Genomic DNA, 14,121 nt, shown 5'->3' on the forward strand with positions numbered 1-14,121 from the left:
TGGGGCAGGTACCACCGCTGTAGAACACGCGCAGCACGGTCATGCACAACGACAGAAATGCTGCCCAAATGGTCTGCGAAAAGAGGCGAGTTCTTCTGATGGAATCAGTTTTTTTCTAGCCGCTTGCGCTCGTCGATCTCTTTCTGCAGGGCGGCGCTGGCCAGTTTGAGTGCTTGGGTGCGCTGCTCCACCAGTTCTTCCAGTTGGCTAATCTGTAATTGGGCCCTAGAGGTCATTTCCCATATTGTGGTGAGGGTGTTGGCCATCTGCTGGACTTCGATATTGTCGAAGGGTTTTTTCAGAATCAGCAGACGGTCATGGCCGTTCAGGCGATCGAGCAGCTCGTTCCAGGAGTAGTCGGTGTAGGCGGTACATGCCACTACCTGTAGCAACCGGTCGTGTTTCCACAGCTCTTCGATGGTCTGCGCACCATCCCAGCCATCGGGCATGCGCATGTCGACGAAGGCCAAAGCGTAGGGCTGTTCCTTACCCGCGGCTTCCAGCAGTTTGCCCAGGCCCTCCTGGCCGCCATAAGCCGAGGTCAGTTCGAACACCGTAGCCGGGGTCTTCGGTACGCTGCCAAACAGCGTGCTTTCCACGGTGTCCAGGTCGGTGCTGTCGCCGGTCCCGGGTGTCAGGATCTTACGAAAGTCATCGTGGATCGCAGGTGTATCATCGATCAGCAATATGCGTCGGTTTATGGGGAGGGGCATGGCTCACCTTCGGCGGCTATCAGGGGAATCTGCAGAACGAACAGCGCGCCTTTGCCCGGCCCGTCACTGTAGGCGTTCAAGTGGCCGTTCATCTCGATGGCCGCCAGCGCACAGCTATGCAAGCCAAACCCATGGCCTTCCTTACGGGTGGTAAAACCATGGGCAAAGATGCGGGTCATATCCTGCGGGGAAATTCCTTCACCTTCGTCGCGCACACTAATCTGCAATGTCTGACCGTCGACGATGGTCGCGCCCAAGGTCAAGATCCGCTCGTGATTGGACACATTGGACAAGGCGTACTTGGCGTTGCTGATCAGGTTGATCAGGATAAGCAGCAAACGGTGCTTGTCGCCCATGATCAGAGGGACATCGGCGTACTCCTTGAGCACCGTCACATTGTGGCGGGTGAGGGCGCCGAGATTCATGCGCAACGCGTCTTCGAGCAATTCGCTGATCGACAAGGGTTCCAAGAGACTGTTGACGCCTGCGTAGGATTGCTGGGTGGCGACAATGTCTTTGATGTGATCGACGCTTTTGCTCAGTTGTGTCAGCTCCTCTGCCATGCCTTGCTGTTCATGATCGATAGCCTCGACTAGTTGGTTCAAGTAACCGGGTAGCAATTTTCCTTTTTCATCCTCGGTGAGAAAGCTGCCCAGATCTTGCTGACGTTGGTTGATCAGCTGCATCGCTTTACCCAACCCTTGGGCTTTGCTGTTTCGCAACTTGCGGCTGACCAGGTCGGCGGAGATATTCACGCTGTTGAGAACGTTCCCGACGTTGTGCAAGACATTGGTAGCAATTTCTGCCATGCCGGCCCGGCGGGCGGTGTCGAGCAGTTTGCCCTGGGTGTCTTTGAGTTGGCGAGTGCGCTCTTCGACCCGTCGTTCGAGTTCGTCGTTGGCGGCCACCAGGGCTTGGTTCATTCGATTGATTTCGGCAAAGCTGCGGATCAGGTGAATGGCCAGCCAGATGAGTATTAACACCAGCAACGCTGAAAACAGCAGCAGGAAAAGATGGTACTTCCGGTCGATGGCCTCGGCTTGCTGCTGGTCGCGGTTGAGCATGTTGGTGATGTCATCCAGGCGCTCGGCAATTGGTATCACATCTATCTCGTCAAGCAGGCTGTTGACTTTGGGTTGTTCGCGCAGGATCAGTGCAATGTGGTTGCTGAGAATGTCGATAGGCTCATGAAGTTCCGGCGGCAGTCGTTCCTTGTCCACTTGAAGCTTGTTCAGACCCACCAGAATGTCGGCGGCACGGTCTGTGGAGGTGACCTGTGTGAACTCCATGCTGCTGAGCAACAGGTCGTAGATGTCGGTGACGATATTCTGCACTTGCAGTTTGTCGGCGTCGGCCATTCGCGCCAGGTTCGCCTGAATGTCATCTTCAGCGGTAGGAAGGAAGGCCAGGGAGTTGCGTAGCACGGCATTGCGGGATTTGAACAGTTCCACAGCCCGGGTCTTTTCCTTCATGGCGATCAGATAGGCGTCCAGTGTGTCACGCCAGATTGACGATTGATTGAGCCTGTTCTGCGACTCCAGCGAGTCGAAGGTCCGCCACAGTTTCGTCATTTCGATCAGGGGGGACACCAGCGGATCGTAGTTGTGGCTGATAGCAACCCGCGCCTTGAGGATTTCGCTTTCCCACTGCGCGTTCTGTTGCATGATCTGGCGGATCAGGTTTCGGGACTCTGCGTAGGTGGCGGTCTGTTCCGATCTCGAGCTGAGATACAGAAACAATAGAGTCGATGCCAACACTAGGGCCACACCTGCCAGCATTACCAGGCTGGTGCGACGGGATACGTTCATAGCGGCTTGCCCTCCCATTCGCCGGTCAGCGTCTTGAGGAATTTGACGAGCAGCTCATTGTCTTTCTTGGATGGAGTGCGCCCCAACTGGTACTTGAACATTACCGCCACGGCTCCCTCAAGGGTCTGTTCCGAGCCATCGTGGAAGTACGGTGCAGTGACGGCTACGTTACGCAGGCTTGGCACCTTGAACACATTGCGGTCCTCTTCCTCTCCCGTGACGTTGAACCGCCCCTGATCGGCCTCGGTAGGGTTGCCCCGGGTCTTGAAGTAATCGCCAAACACACCGAACTTCTGGAACATATTGCCGCCGATGTTCACCCCCTGGTGGCAAGCGATACAGCCGTACTCCTGGAAACGTTGATAACCGTATTTTTCCTCTAAGGTCAGGATTTCGGTGTTTCCCGCCAGGTACTGGTCGAAGCGCGAGTTGGTGCTGAGCAGGGTGCGTTCATAATCGGCGAGAGCGTTCTGGATGTTGGCCTCGGTCACGGCGTCGGGGTAGGCATCGGCGAATGCCGTGCGATAAGCCGGATCGCTGGCGATACGCTGCACCACTGTGCTCCAGTCGCTGCCCATTTCCGTGGGGCTCTGCACTACGCTGTGTATCTGTTCTTCCAGGGTTGCGACCCGACCGTCCCAGAACTGACGGAAGTTTAAACTGGCATTGAACACGCTCGGCGTATTGATCTGCAGGGGCTTGCCGTCAAAGCCTGATGACAGTGGTTTGTTGTCGCTACCACCAAGGTTCAAGTGATGGCAGCTCGCGCAGGACAGGCTGTTGTTCACTGACAAGCGCGGGTCGTTGAACAGTTGGCGTCCCAGTTCGACCCGTTTACTGTTTAGCATCGGCACCGCGGGTAGAGGCTTGAACGGCCCTTCCAGTGGTGCTGCTTCGGCACCCGCAGTGAGCAGCAGGCCGACTGAAACGAACAATGCGAGCGGTGACATGGTCGGTATCCTTACCAAGGACAACTTCATGAGCGGGGCTGATGACGTGGTAGAGAGTCGGCCAGGAAGCGGATAAATGCCTCGGGTTCCAAGGCTTTGCTGAAGTAGAAGCCTTGGCCTTCCTCGCAGCGATGGAGCTTGAGGAAGTCGAGTTGTTCGGCCGTCTCCACACCTTCGGCGATGATGCTCAGGTTCAGGCTCTTTCCGAGGTCGATGATGCTGCTGACCAGTTTCGCGTTGTTGCTGTTGGTATTCAGGTCGCGCACGAACGACTGATCGATCTTCAACACGTCAACCGGAAACTTCTGCAGATAACTCAAGCTCGAGTAGCCGGTTCCAAAGTCGTCGATGGCCAGTCGTATTCCCAGCTGCTTGATCGCCTGGAGCGTGGCGATGGTGGCTTCGACGTTCTGCATCAGCACGTTTTCGGTAATTTCCAGCTCGAGTAGCGTTGGGTCGAGCCCGGTCTCAGCCAAAGTGCGGGTGACACGTTCGACGAAGTCGCGTTGACGAAAGTCGATGGCCGACACGTTCACCGACATGCAGATGGGAGGCAAACCCTGCTTCTGCCAGGCCTGCGATTGCAGGCAGGCACGGCTTAATACCCATTGACTCAGCGCGACAATCAGTCCGCATTCTTCGGCCATCGTGATGAAGTCCGAAGGGTGTACCCAACCGTGGCCGGGCCGGTTCCAGCGTATCAGTGCTTCGGCTCCGACCACCGTGCCCCGGGCCAGGTCCAGTTTGGGTTGATAGTGCAGGACGAACTCCTCGCGTTGCAACGCCAGACGCAGGTCGGTTTCCAGGGTCTGCTGCTGCCGGGCGCGCAGGTTCATGTCTTCGATGAAAAAACTGAAGTCGTTGGAGCCGCAATCCTTGACATTGCGCATGGCGGTCTCGGCGTTTTTGATCAGCGTTACGGCATCGAAGCCGTCGTCGGGGTAGACGCTGATGCCCAGGCTGGCGGTAACCGTCAGGTCGTGACCTGCCACGGAATGCGGCGTGTTGATGGCCGTCAGCAGTTTTTTGGCAATGACTCTGGTTTGCTGTGGATGGAGGATGTCGCCCAGAATCACCACGAACTCATCCGAGCCGTAGCGAAACACCGAGTCGGACTCGCGCACGGCGGTTGCCAGGCTGTGTGCGACGTGCTGGAGCATCGTGTCTCCCGCCGGGTGCCCGAGTGCATTGTTGATGCGTTTGAAACGGTCCAGGCCGATGAATATCACTGCGACCTTTCGGTCGTGGCGACGGGACTGGGATAGACTCTGGGCCAAGCGATCGCCCAGCAACGTACTGTTGGGTAGTTTGGTCAGCACATCGTAATGCAGTAGCCGTGACACACTCAGCAGCTCCTGAACCCGTTCTTCGATGGTCTGTTCCAGGCTATGCATCTTTCTGGCCGCGTCCTGCGCCAATTGCCATTTGCAGGTCAGGGCACTGGCCATCTGGCGGATCTCCAGACTGTCGAATGGCTTTTTCAGGATTAACAACTGATCACCGAATTCGATGCGTTCAGTCATGGCCTCCCAAGAGTAATCGGAGAATGCCGTGCATAAAGCGATCTGCAGTTGAGGGTCGGTTTTCCAGAGATGTTCGATAGTCTGCAGGCCGTCCCAGCCCGGTGGCATACGCATGTCGATAAAAGCCAGTGCATACGGCCTGCCTTCCGCCTGAGCCCGTCTGACCAGTTCCACGGCTTCTTCACCCTGATAGGCGGAGTCAAGCTGAAAGCCCTGATGGGGTATACGGGGAGCCTCGAACAGTAGGGTTTCTATGCTGCTTAGACTCCCTTCATCTTCGGGGCTGAGAATCTTTCGAAAGTCCTGATGGATAGCAGGCGTGTCGTCGATAATCAGAATGCGTCGATTGGTTGCTACGGAAAGGGGATTCACCTGAAGTTCTCCGACGTTGAATCCGCAGACAACGCGCTGTCGTCCACAGCAGCAGACTTGACCTTGAGTAGTTCGCCAGCCTGGTCGCTGTTGACTGCCATACTGACGGAGTGCACCAGCTGTAAACCGCTGGACATCAGGGTGTCGCGCTGTTCTTGGGTTTCCACTCCTTCAGCAGTGACCCCGATACCCGCTTCGCTGGCGAAATTGAGAATGGCTCGCAGTGTCATGGCGTTGTCTGAGTTGCTGCTGGCGCTGTCGAGAAGACGCTGGGTTAGCTTCAGATGGTTGACCCTGTAGGTCTTGAGATAATCGAACGATGAATACTCGGTACCGAAGTCGTCGATGGCGATCTTCACACCCAGCTCGCAAAGCCGAGGCAGGATATCGTTGTGGGTCCACTTGGTCTGGGCAAGTGTGCCTTCGGTCACGTCGAATCTCAGGTCCCACGGACACAGATTCCAGCGCGCGGTGGTGCGCAATACATCGTAAATCAGTTCCGGGCCGGTCTTGAGCTGGACCAGGGACAAGTGGATCGCAATCAGTGGCGGCGCCATGTTCTGGTCGCGCCAGGCGCGCATCTGCTGGCAGGCCTGGTCCAGCTGCCAGCGCCCGAGGGCAACGACGATTCCGGTCTTCTCGGCAGCGGGCACAAAGTCTTTGGCCTCGAGCCAGCCGCGCTGGGGGTGGAGCCAACGCAACTGGGTGGCCATACCGAGGATCCTGCCGGTACCGAGGTCGACCTCGGGGAGGTAATGCAGGTGTAGTTCATTACGCTCCAAGGCCTGTTTCAGGTCATTGGTCAGGGTCACTCGCTCCGTCACTTCCTGGTCAATCTCCTCGTTGTGGAAGTGGAACTGATTACGCCCTTTGTCTTTGGAGCGATATAGCGCCATGTCCGACTGCGTCAGCAGGCTGTTGGCACTCAAAGTCTGTGGGCTGTAGAGGCTGATGCCGATGCTCACTGAGATCCGCATCTCGTTGCCTTCCAGCGAGAAGGGGAGCATCAAAGTGTCGAGAATTTTCACCGCCAGCGCAGCGCAATTCGTAGCCTCGCCGACCTCCAGTTGCAGGATCGCGAATTCATCGCCGCCCAGGCGCGCGACCACGTCGTTTTCCCGGGTGCAGGAACTGATACGTCGGGCCACTTCCAGCAACAATAAGTCGCCGATAGGATGTCCGAGGGTGTCGTTGATGCGTTTGAAGTGGTCTAGGTCCAGGTAAAACATTGCAAAGGGTGCAGCTCCTCTCCGGGCCGCGGCGAAGGCCTGGTGCAGGCGTTCGATCAGGGTTGCTCGGTTAGCCAGCCCGGTCAGTCCGTCTGTGCGTGCCAGCAGAGCGATTTTTTCTTCGGCCAGTCTGCGTTCAGTGATATCAAGGATGATCCCTTCCACTTCGACCAGTTGGCCCTGGTCATTGCGTACGGGGACATAGCGATTTTCCACCCAACGAAAGGTGCCATCACCGGTGCGCATGCGGAACTCGATCGACGCTCCAGCGATATCGCGATCCAGGGCGCGGAGCATGGCACTCTCGACCTTGCTCTGGTCGTCCGGGTGTATCAGTGTCTGGGCCCAGTCGGCCGAGGCCACCAGTTGTGCAGCCACATGGCCGAACTTGGTGATGTTGTGGGAAATGTACATCAGTGCGAACGACGGCTCGCCCCGCAGGCGATAGAGGATGGTGGGGCTGTTCTGGACGATGATGTTGGCGTCGGCCAGCTCTCGGGTACGCTCCTCGACCGCCTTTTCTAGCTGGTCCATCTTCAGCGCTGCGTCTTCGGTCATTTGCCATTTGACGGTCAGCGCACTGGCCATTTGTCGAATTTCGATGGCGTCGAAAGGTTTTTTCAATATCAGCAGGCGGTCGCTCAGTTCCAAGCGCTCGGCGATATCCTCCCAGGAATAGTCGGAATGGGCTGTGCAAAGCGCGATTTGCAGTTTGGGGGCGATCTGCCACAGCCGTTCAATAGTTTCCAGACCGTCCCAGCCGGGAGGCATGCGCATGTCGATGAAGGCCATGGCATAGGGCCGTTCGCGATCCTGCGCGGCTTGCACCTTGTCTAGCGCTTCCTGGCCTTGGAATGCCGAGTCCAGGACAAAATATTCCAGCGAGGAACTTACAGAGGTACCGAACAGGGTGGCTTCGGCACAGCTGAGGCTATATTCGGTTTTCTCTCTGGGCGCAAGAATCTTGCGGAAGTCTTCGTGGATCGCCGCAGTGTCGTCAACAATTAGAATTCGCCGGTTAGTGCGGTCTGTAGACAGCGTCACTGCCGTACTCCAGCCCAACGCGAGGATTTAAAACACAGCTTCATTTGGTTTCCCTTCCTGCCTATCGGCCAGGCAATCCATTTAGGGCTGAGCATAGTCAGGCTCTGCTATAAGCGCTAACCGATTGGTGTCGAACTCATGCCGGAACACTGCAAGTCATTGCGGAGTAGGAGGTGGGATGCATCTGGCTGTGCGGCTATCTACTTGTTGGTAGAGCAATGTGCTACGTACAGAGGGGCTGCACTGAGTGCTAACTTCAGGAACCTTGACCGACTGGAAGTAAGCCAGTCGACTATTGATCGACTTCGGTAGGTATTTAAGGCCCAAGTAGGTGATATCAAAGGCCATCTCGCCGCCCAGTCGGCCCAAGCTGATTGTGCCTGGATAGCCTTAACGGCACGGCCGAGCGACTTTTGGCCCAGGCTGTAAAAATGCAGACACTGTTTTAAAGTCCTCGCTTCTACGTTAAATCTGCAAGCATCCGATTTTAGTCAGCAGGCCTGGATTTTGCGCAGGAGCGTGTTTTTCGCTCCGATTTTGATTGCTGCACCAGCCCGAAAGTGTTTTTACACAGCCTCGACCCATTGCAGCCACTCTCCCCACGACTGTGATCGGGGCAAAGCTACCTGCCGAAAACGGTACCAAACGCAGACTGACCGGTCGTCACCAATTGGATCAAAGCCAATAGAGCAGCGCAATGGTATACAGCCAGCCGATGCAGAGGGTGACAGTCAGGTAGATCACCACGAGCATCAGAGCGTGATTCCACATGACACTAACCTCCCATAACCACGGTTTGAGGCGCGTTAGGGGCGTCTGATAAACCGAATAAACTCAGGTCAAGCCCGTACCGCAGCATCCGTGCTGCTTCTGAATCGGTGGGCACTTCACTGTGTCAAACGAACAGAACACACAGCAGTCACCGCGGTTCGGGCGTAGCAGGGTTTTGCAACTGCCACACTCGTAGAGGAACTGGCAGGCATCCGTGGGCATGGCCTCCTGCTTGGCGAGGTCAACACGGATTCGAGGATGACGGCGCTCATGGCTGCCTCACTTGTGCACGGTGGAGGGAGAACCCGCCTTCGTCGTCTTCTCCATTGAATCGATCTAACCTAGAGTCACTTTACACTCCGTACCCAGGTACAGAATCAAGGGGCGTGTGATGGTGACAGGGCTGAGTATCGGCATGTTGGCGGAAGCTGCCGGGGTGAACGTCGAGACTATTCACGATTACCAGCGACGTGGCTTGCTGGATGAGCCGCCAAAGCCGTTCAGCGGTTATCGATGCTATCTACCGGAGCAGGTCAAACGGCTGCGCTTCATTAAGAGGGCACAGGCGCTGGGATTCACGCTGGATGAGGTGGGCGCATTGCTGACACTGGATGCGGCCTGCACTTGTAGCGAGACTCGGGCACTGGCCGTGCGCAAGCTGGCCCTGATCGAGCAAAAGATGGTCGACCTTGCCGCCATGCGGCAGGTGCTGGGCGGTCTGGAAGGGCTCACCGAAAGGTGGGCCCTTTTTTGTTGCCCTGGATTTACTGCAGAACGTTCACAAAGTATCGGGTTCGTTCACACATGGGCAATGAGAATGCCGATTCAGGCTCAAAGTCTGGAAAGGGTTGGGGCGCAGTAGTGCGATAAATCACTTTTGCAAGCACAGGCCGGGAAGGAAACGCGTCAGTGCCTAGTGCGGATGCGGAATTCGCAGAGCCAGTTATACCGGCACCCGGCGCGCAACCTTATGTAATGCTCAAGCAAACAAATTGCACATCGAAGGCCTACGGCCAGGTAGTGAGCACCAACGGCTATTAACGTGCTCAGCAGAATCATCATGAAGGCAAGGATGGTGGCAGCAGTTGCACTGGTTGGAATGCTGGCGAGTGGTGCAATTCTGGCAGATGGGAACAAGCTTTTAGAGGTGTGTCAGCAAGCTGTCCGGTGTGGTGTTCAAGTAAGCGTACCCTTGTGAGTGACACTGACGGTGCCAGACAAGATATCTCTGTGGTGAGAATGCCAACTCCTCGGTCCGCAGGAACTTAATAAGTATTATTCAGTTGCAACTTGCAGGTGGGTGTCGGTAAGTCGAGAAGTTTTCAGGTGTCACCAAATCTACGTTTGAATCCGCTTGCTGTAATAACGTTTTTCAGGCGCCAAATATTTGAACTTTTGAAGTTGCGCGAAAGGTAATTGGCCTTAGCGCGATTTATTCATACGCGCCATTACAATCTCAGCCATAAGTAAGAAAACCCCAACTAGAACAAGCGGCGAGGAGTAGTGCAGCCCGACAAATGACAAAATACTGACAACAAAAAACAGTCACATTCTCCCAATTAAGTCGGTGATATATCATGATCAAGATCATGGCCTACTTTTTAATTGGAGCTGTAACTGCAGGATGCAACGGCATCGTAAAACCCGACTTTTCGGGATCTGCCAATGATTCATACTTTTCAGTCTACTCGGGCTTTCCTGCACCGTACCTATACATGGCCTCGGCCGTGCAATGGAACGATGACTATGCGGTAACCACCCGCCACACTCCGTTCATCCCTAACGTGAAGTACAGCTGCAGCACAGGCTGCGATCTCGTCTTCATCCAGCACAAGGCCAGCGGCCGCTACCCATCATGGCGCGCACCGCGTGTGGGCGAGAGCATAACGGCCGTTGGGGCGAGTCCTTACCTCATGACCGCTAGCGGGAAAGGCACGGTGTATCAAACGCCATTCATCAATGCCGATGAACACAGCGGTGATCTCTATGCCATCCATGATGCCCCGTTGATCAAGGGCATGTCGGGTGGGCCGGTCCTTACCAGTGACGGCTGTATTGTCGGCATCAATATCGGTTTCTACTCAACCACTCTGAACGATGTGAGCACTCAGGCCGGCGTAAAGGGGGCTGAGAGGATCAGCATTTTTATTCCTTACTCGATCATTCAGCGCGAGTGGGGGATATTGCAGGCAAAACTCAACGATCCGCACGGCGCCAGGTATGTCGCGAAGTAACTTTTTCCGAATCTAACAAACAAAACTCGCTTTGTTAGGCTGACTGGAAGAGCTCACCGAAAGGTGGGCCCTTTTTGTAGTTCTTTACGGATTGCCGGGAAAGACATTTCTTGATGTTCATGGAAAAGAACTCGCAATGTCGATTCCTGCGTGCCGTCGTTGTCCCGGATACTCATGTTATGACGGCTGTCCTTGAACAGGAACAGCTTCGGTGCCGAACTATCCGCTCGCGTTGTTCCGCCCGAGTGAGCAGAAGCTGATTGACGGGTTGCTGGTCAGAAAGGGGGATGTGCAGTACAGGGAGATCAAGAGGTTGAGTACTCGAGATACAGTTTTTCGAGGGCTTCCTGATACTTGTCCCCCGATAAGGATTTTTTCAGCGCTGCCAGGACTTCGAGTGCTGAAGCTGCCGCCATCGCCTCGTTTTCTCCCCGGTATGCTGCGCGCAGCCTTGCTGCGGCAATTATCGATTCTTCGGTCGTTGGCATGTTGCTGCGCTCGAAGGATTGAGGCCTTACTGATAGCCGCAACCCGAAACTATTTCAAGCATCAGGTGACCCATGGACGGGCCGAATCCTCCAGCGTCACGGCTTGATCTATCGAAGTTGTCCGGCTTCGGTATCCGCCTGACTCCAGCGCCTGAGGCATGGGGGTGGCTGAGTGCTGAGATCCTTGCTGACACCGGCAGTATTCACAACGAAGCCCGACGATGCCCACCTGCTGGATGCGGACATCCGGGGCAGGTGGGTATTGTCGGGCTTCGAAATACAGGGTGCCGAGTGTTCAGTTAAACCGGCACTAGCAGCACCTTGGGTGCTGCATTTGAGGCTCGAGGCCGCACACTTCTGCCAGCTTGGGGACGCGCTACAGCGATCAGCCGTTGATGTGATCGGTCGCCTTGGCTTTGCTTACAGCTACAGCGGCTTCAGCCTTCTGTTTCTGTGCAACCTGGAAGGCTTTCATCGAGACTGTCCGGGCCGACTCCATGCGTGCGAAGGTCCGATCACCGCCACCGGTGGCCATCGCCAGAGAAGAAGCAGTCAGAGTGGCAACTACGAAGAGAGCTTTCATGGATTTCATTTGGATATCCTCAAGTGAGATTTTGTTAACGGCTAGCAGTGGGGGGTGTTGGCTACAGCTGAACGTCCTTGTTCAACTTGGCCTCACCATCCAGCCAGGGCGGCGTTACTTGCGGTCCAGGAGCCTTGCTCCATGCGCCCTTCGGCGTCTTTGTTTTTTGCCCAGGCCGTGAGCAGTACCATCATTCCGAATCCACCGACGATGAGAACCGGATAGGCTGCCAGCAACTCGACCAGCGAGTACTTCCAGGCCAGCGGACGACCAACCCCCAGCATGGCGGCATAGAACCACGACACGCCAGAGAGTGCGCCCGAGAACAGCGCCAGCATGCGCAGGCTGAAGGAGAGGTTCAGTAACGAACCGGCTTTTTTCAGCGCCGGCAATACAGCGCTGTGCAACAGGAAGCCGTTAAAGGTCAACAGCACAACGATGCCGATTTTGGCTTGCAGTTTTGGATTGAGGAAATACTCCATCCCCTTGCCGGCATAATCGATCCCGATAATACCGATGCCCGTAATCCAAAGAGCCACAAGTGCAAGCGATACGGTTTTTTGAAGACTTTCCATATGCGCGTCATCATGGTGACCTGACGCATCCCCATTCAGGAGTTGCTTGACCATTGCAATGTCACTGGTCAAGACCAGCCCGATTGCCACGCAGCAGGCGATAAGGTGGAAATATACAACGCCCAAACGCAAATATTCCACGGTGGACGAAGAAAGCATACTAAGTTCCATGGTTACCTCTTTTTTGAACAGTGAATCAAAGACAGTCTTAGCGCGGCTTAAATAAAGTTTGCCGTTGCCGACTGCAGTTAGGATCCAGCTGTTTCTATTGATTAATCTTGCGGCGTTACGCTGCCAAGATAATAGCGATTTATTCGAATGAGTTTTTAATCATTCGATCGTGTCCATTTTCAGGTAATAAAAAACCTCATTCGCACCTGGTGCAATATGAGGTTTAACTTCCGCTTCTGGGGTCAGGTGAGGGGCAGAGCCCGTGTTACCTGCTGCGTATTCTGAACGAAAAAATCCGATTCCGTTCATTTTTTGATCAGTTCTGCCGACCAACGGCAGTGTCATGGCTGGCGGCACATTGCCATCTTTTGTAGCGCGGCCTGCACCATTACTGGCTTTCCGGCGAGTCGGGAGGCAGATGAGGGCTCCGTCGATTTTTTCGTCTTTTTTTCAAATTCCATGGGGAAAATCGGGGGGGACAAGCAAATCAGCCGTAAAAAAGGCCTTGCTCGGGTTAACAATCCAGGTCAAAGCACTGCCATTTGCTCCTCGAAAAAAAGCCCATTCGCGGCATTGCCATGGGGGAGCCCCTAACTAAAAAGTTGTCTCTTCGATTGATTCCTCAGCGAAACGAGCCTCAACGTTCCTTCTCGCTGCGTTCCTGCTGTTTCGTGGCCAGCGGTCTTTGGTGGAGGCCGCGACCGGTTAAGTCCACAGCCAAAATTTAAGCTGATATCATTCAGAAACTTAAAGGCCGAGTAGAAAAGTATGAACCGTCGTAAAAAAATAAAGCAGTTGTTAAAGGCTCACGCCAAAAAGGCCAGTGCCAAATTGGCACCGCAAAACAAGTCTAAATACATTAGTAAGGCTGACCGATTGAAGCTGGCTGCTGAATCCAGTCACGACTCAATCATTTCCTCTGAGACGATTGCTGAGCGGGTGCCAGGCAACAAGTGATTGCCGAGGAAATTGTACAGATCGTCGCCTGCCTCATAAAAGCTCAGAGTGCGAAACCCGCTGCATGAGCAAGATGCCCCTCCTGCGCTCCAGCGATCAGGTGCAATGGGATGTTTTGCGGTACTTCAATGGACGGTACCTCGATGCTTCCTACGATCTGGAGGTGTCGCTGGCTCAGTTCGGTTGACTCTTCTGCATTTTTCTTAGCCATTCTCGCGTGGTTCATTGCGATTTCATTGAGCGTTGACACGTTACATCTCCCGGTGACTGACCAAGCGTATCGCTGGAGTCCTTAAGCATTGATTGAATGGCTGCTGCGCCAGGATTATGTCGTTCCCGCGCTGCTACGCGCGTTCTGTGCAATCCTCAAGCCACGGATACGCGGGAATTCCTCGTCGGGGTTTCATAAGCGACGAGTGGCGGGCTACTCCAGGTAATTGCCCGGATTCTTTGCCATTCAGGCGTAAACTAGTGGTGCTGCCTCACCAAAAGGAGCCGCCTATGAACGTCGAGCAAATCAGCAAGCAGGCATCTGTGGACAAGGCTGTTTGGGATCAATTCTTCTGCGCTGCATTGATTGCCGAAAGCAATTTGACTGCCCCGGTTGTTGGCGGGGCTACTCACGAAGACAGGCAGAACCTGTTGATCGAGAGGGCCAGAACCCTTGCTGACAAAATGATGGAAAGCCGGAAGTAACCAGAGC

Annotated in this window: 13 protein-coding genes and 3 pseudogenes; 5 read left to right on the top strand and 11 right to left on the bottom strand. The window is 55.0% G+C overall.

All coding sequences use genetic code 11. The features are described 5' to 3' along the window. Positions 1–81: 81 nt before the first annotated feature. From ABIA48_RS24485 to ABIA48_RS24510, 6 genes and pseudogenes are all read right to left on the bottom strand, one after another. Positions 82–713: pseudogene (locus ABIA48_RS24485) on the bottom strand (response regulator); the annotation flags it as partial. Then, positions 698–2,521 (bottom strand): DAHL domain-containing protein, encoded by a 1,824-nt coding sequence (locus ABIA48_RS24490; protein ID WP_429491964.1) that lies wholly within the window; start codon positions 2,519–2,521, stop codon positions 698–700. The gene ABIA48_RS24490 and the pseudogene ABIA48_RS24485, both read right to left, overlap by 16 nt. Further along, entirely contained in the window at positions 2,518–3,471 is a 954-nt protein-coding gene (locus ABIA48_RS24495; protein WP_429491966.1) for a cytochrome-c peroxidase, read from the bottom strand. Before ABIA48_RS24495 ends, ABIA48_RS24490 begins: the two co-directional genes overlap by 4 nt. A 26-nt stretch (positions 3,472–3,497) precedes the next feature. Further along, complete coding sequence (locus ABIA48_RS24500; protein WP_429491968.1) at positions 3,498–5,366, bottom strand: putative bifunctional diguanylate cyclase/phosphodiesterase; 1,869 nt, start codon at positions 5,364–5,366, stop codon at positions 3,498–3,500. Beyond that, on the bottom strand, positions 5,363–7,639 hold the full coding sequence (locus ABIA48_RS24505; RefSeq protein ID WP_429491970.1) for a GGDEF/EAL domain-containing response regulator: 2,277 nt from the start codon (positions 7,637–7,639) through the stop codon (positions 5,363–5,365). Before ABIA48_RS24505 ends, ABIA48_RS24500 begins: the two co-directional genes overlap by 4 nt. An 834-nt stretch (positions 7,640–8,473) precedes the next feature. Continuing rightward, positions 8,474–8,682, bottom strand: a pseudogene (locus tag ABIA48_RS24510) (GDCCVxC domain-containing (seleno)protein). A gap of 119 nt (positions 8,683–8,801) precedes the next feature. Between ABIA48_RS24510 and ABIA48_RS24515 the strand changes: the two are divergent. Both ABIA48_RS24515 and ABIA48_RS24520 read left to right on the top strand, forming a co-directional pair. Then, positions 8,802–9,272 (top strand): MerR family transcriptional regulator, encoded by a 471-nt coding sequence (locus ABIA48_RS24515; RefSeq protein WP_429491972.1) that lies wholly within the window; start codon positions 8,802–8,804, stop codon positions 9,270–9,272. Positions 9,273–9,987: 715 nt separating this feature from the next. Next, complete coding sequence (locus ABIA48_RS24520) at positions 9,988–10,644, top strand: trypsin-like peptidase domain-containing protein (protein ID WP_429491974.1); 657 nt, start codon at positions 9,988–9,990, stop codon at positions 10,642–10,644. Positions 10,645–10,949: 305 nt separating this feature from the next. Here ABIA48_RS24520 and ABIA48_RS24525 read toward each other — a convergent pair whose 3' ends face one another. After that, positions 10,950–11,132: a hypothetical protein gene (locus ABIA48_RS24525; protein WP_204933589.1), complete on the bottom strand. Its 183-nt coding sequence runs from the start codon at positions 11,130–11,132 to the stop codon at positions 10,950–10,952. A gap of 72 nt (positions 11,133–11,204) precedes the next feature. Between ABIA48_RS24525 and ABIA48_RS24530 the strand changes: the two are divergent. Then, positions 11,205–11,418: pseudogene (locus tag ABIA48_RS24530) on the top strand (putative metallopeptidase); the annotation flags it as partial. A gap of 99 nt (positions 11,419–11,517) precedes the next feature. Here ABIA48_RS24530 and ABIA48_RS24535 read toward each other — a convergent pair. From ABIA48_RS24535 to ABIA48_RS24545, 3 genes are all read right to left on the bottom strand, one after another. Continuing rightward, positions 11,518–11,724 (bottom strand): co-regulatory protein PtrA N-terminal domain-containing protein, encoded by a 207-nt coding sequence (locus tag ABIA48_RS24535; protein WP_429491976.1) that lies wholly within the window; start codon positions 11,722–11,724, stop codon positions 11,518–11,520. Between the two features lie 83 nt (positions 11,725–11,807). Then, the gene (locus ABIA48_RS24540) at positions 11,808–12,461 is read right to left on the bottom strand and encodes a hypothetical protein (RefSeq protein WP_429491978.1); all 654 of its coding nucleotides are present in this window, start codon (positions 12,459–12,461) and stop codon (positions 11,808–11,810) included. Between the two features lie 159 nt (positions 12,462–12,620). After that, positions 12,621–12,806: a hypothetical protein gene (locus ABIA48_RS24545; RefSeq protein ID WP_429491980.1), complete on the bottom strand. Its 186-nt coding sequence runs from the start codon at positions 12,804–12,806 to the stop codon at positions 12,621–12,623. Positions 12,807–13,229: 423 nt separating this feature from the next. Between ABIA48_RS24545 and ABIA48_RS24550 the strand changes: the two genes are divergently transcribed. Further along, positions 13,230–13,418, top strand: a complete 189-nt coding sequence (locus ABIA48_RS24550) for a DUF2986 domain-containing protein (protein WP_310062351.1) — start codon at positions 13,230–13,232, stop codon at positions 13,416–13,418. Between the two features lie 43 nt (positions 13,419–13,461). Here ABIA48_RS24550 and ABIA48_RS24555 read toward each other — a convergent pair whose 3' ends face one another. Continuing rightward, complete coding sequence (locus ABIA48_RS24555; protein WP_310062355.1) at positions 13,462–13,668, bottom strand: hypothetical protein; 207 nt, start codon at positions 13,666–13,668, stop codon at positions 13,462–13,464. Positions 13,669–13,919: 251 nt separating this feature from the next. On the opposite strand from ABIA48_RS24555, the gene ABIA48_RS24560 reads away from it, so the two are divergent. After that, positions 13,920–14,114, top strand: a complete 195-nt coding sequence (locus ABIA48_RS24560; RefSeq protein WP_429491982.1) for a hypothetical protein — start codon at positions 13,920–13,922, stop codon at positions 14,112–14,114. The last annotated feature ends 7 nt before the right edge of the window (positions 14,115–14,121 follow it).

It is taken from the genome of Pseudomonas sp. S30_BP2TU TE3576 (assembly GCF_050436025.1).
Classification (GTDB): domain Bacteria; phylum Pseudomonadota; class Gammaproteobacteria; order Pseudomonadales; family Pseudomonadaceae; genus Aquipseudomonas.